This is a genomic window from Solemya elarraichensis gill symbiont, from assembly GCF_002021095.1.
Classification (GTDB): domain Bacteria; phylum Pseudomonadota; class Gammaproteobacteria; order Chromatiales; family Chromatiaceae.
This window is the reverse complement of record NZ_MPRK01000364.1, coordinates 1-1,967: the sequence shown is the minus strand read 5'-3', so window position 1 is coordinate 1,967 and position 1,967 is coordinate 1. Positions and strand designations below refer to the sequence as shown.

The 1,967-nt window shown below is 39.9% G+C and carries 1 protein-coding gene; it reads right to left on the bottom strand.

Going from position 1 to position 1,967, the window contains the following annotated elements; translation table 11 throughout:
* Window positions 1–139 precede the first annotated feature (139 nt).
* Window positions 140–571 (bottom strand): hypothetical protein, encoded by a 432-nt coding sequence (locus BOW51_RS10965; RefSeq protein ID WP_135568295.1) that lies wholly within the window; start codon window positions 569–571, stop codon window positions 140–142.
* Between the last annotated feature and the right edge of the window lie 1,396 nt (window positions 572–1,967).

Genomic DNA, 1,967 nt, shown 5'->3' with positions numbered 1-1,967 from the left:
TCTCCACTCACTTGGGAGAGAGGTCGTACTTCTTCGAAATAAGCATCTGATACAGCCACTTCCGTGGGTGGGAGATCGAAGAGAGACAGTTCCGACGGAATTCCTTCGTGAAAATTTTCTTGGTTGGCTACAGACATACTTAATATTCGAAAATATCTCTCACGTTTTTCTTGATCTTGTATAACTTGTTTTTCTTCTGCTTTCCACTGGGTTTTTTAGTGATCTTCCCACTTTTCTTGTTCTTATTATTATTCTTACTCGTCTTATTTTTCGAGGAGTGTTTAGTCGGCCGACTAGTCTCTTTCTGAAACAGTCTCTGGATTGTCGATGGTTTTATATTCTCTCGCACCAGTTCGCTCTTGGCTTGATCCACCGTTTGTTCGGCCGGAGACACTATTTTTACCGGAAATTGCTGACCGTCGGATTGTGCTGAAATATACTGATCCATGGGTATTATCCGTGATACACTACCGCCACCGTGTTGACCCCATTTCAATTTTCCGCGTGCCATTTTATCGAAAAACTGAACCCATTTCTGAGGATTTGGTACGTAGAGTTTAGAAGGATTCATGATCACCCCAAAACGGATACTGCTTAAAATGAAGTGTTAGATGCAAAGGTGAGTCTAACAATGAGGCGAATGTATCGTCTGTCGTCTTTATGTACACCTCCAATTCCGTGATTTCTTTCCTCTTAACTGGTAAATATATCACCGGATCCAACACATAGCTCCATCCATTTTTAACGTTCCGCTCTAATCGCCTCATCAGGGGTTGTTGAGAACCGTTGAGAATAGTTTCCTTACATATGTTAGGTGTCTTCAAATGGACTTTGAAATGATAAACCTCATTCTCTGGAAAATACGAGCTACTTTCTTCGCTGTTTATGTACACGTAACGATCCATGACCAATAACGTCTAGCTTGTGAGTAGACAAAGACGCGGGTGTCCATTATATACAGAGAGATCTGTGAATACTGTACAAACATATATCTATATAATTAATTGATGCAGCTAACATACAATCCAACATTGTGATATTCCGTCATTGAGTATAGTCCCATTTGTCGTCTCTAGCCTCGGTTATATCGCCATTAATTTGCGATCTCAAACGCCATAACGAATTCCACTGCTTGTTATTCAGAAAGATACCACGTATGGTTGCTATGCCATTGAGGAAAAGTCGCACGTCTATTCTAACTATGCCATGATAACGACAAACAGTCACAAAGTAATTGTTTGATAACGCATATTGCCGAGCATATGTGCAGAGAGAATTGTTGAGATCTGGTATTTCTGTCTGTTCAATGCAAAGAGTTTCGTTGACATCTGCTACATTGTGATCTTGAACATTGATACAGTCACTCTTGTAGACGGGGTCTCTTTTCATCAGGTTGGCAAATATTCCGAGGGTGGCTGCCAACAGTGAAATCATGACAATTACGCCAGTCCATTTCAAAACGACCATGTGTAGACGAAATTGATCTACAAACGGCGTTCGCCTTTCTCGTTGTAGAGCAGATTCTACGTCCTCCTCCATTTCGAACTAGTTGAATAATGACACAGCAAATGGTATACGATTAAATTATATGTGCTAAATGCGGCTTGAGTTTCATGCGCGAGTTAAACCTTCCGAGATCTGGTCTGAACTATATAGGATTTTCGCTAACAACTTTTCTCCTGTGTACATAGATCGTTTAGAATGTGCTAAAAAAGATCTCTGTCACAATCCGTCCATAATATGTTTCAACGATAGCTTAATATGTCCACACGCTGAATGCTTCGTTGATTCTAATCTTTACGAATTCTATTGAATATACCTAATACAACAGTTATTAATCGTTATCAAAGCTAATCGATTCTTTAGACAATTCTCGACTCAATATCACAAAAGGAAAATACGCCGCTTCACCGATTTTTCTTTCACGCCCGTATAATAGGAAAACAGTCCGAGTGAATAACTTTCTA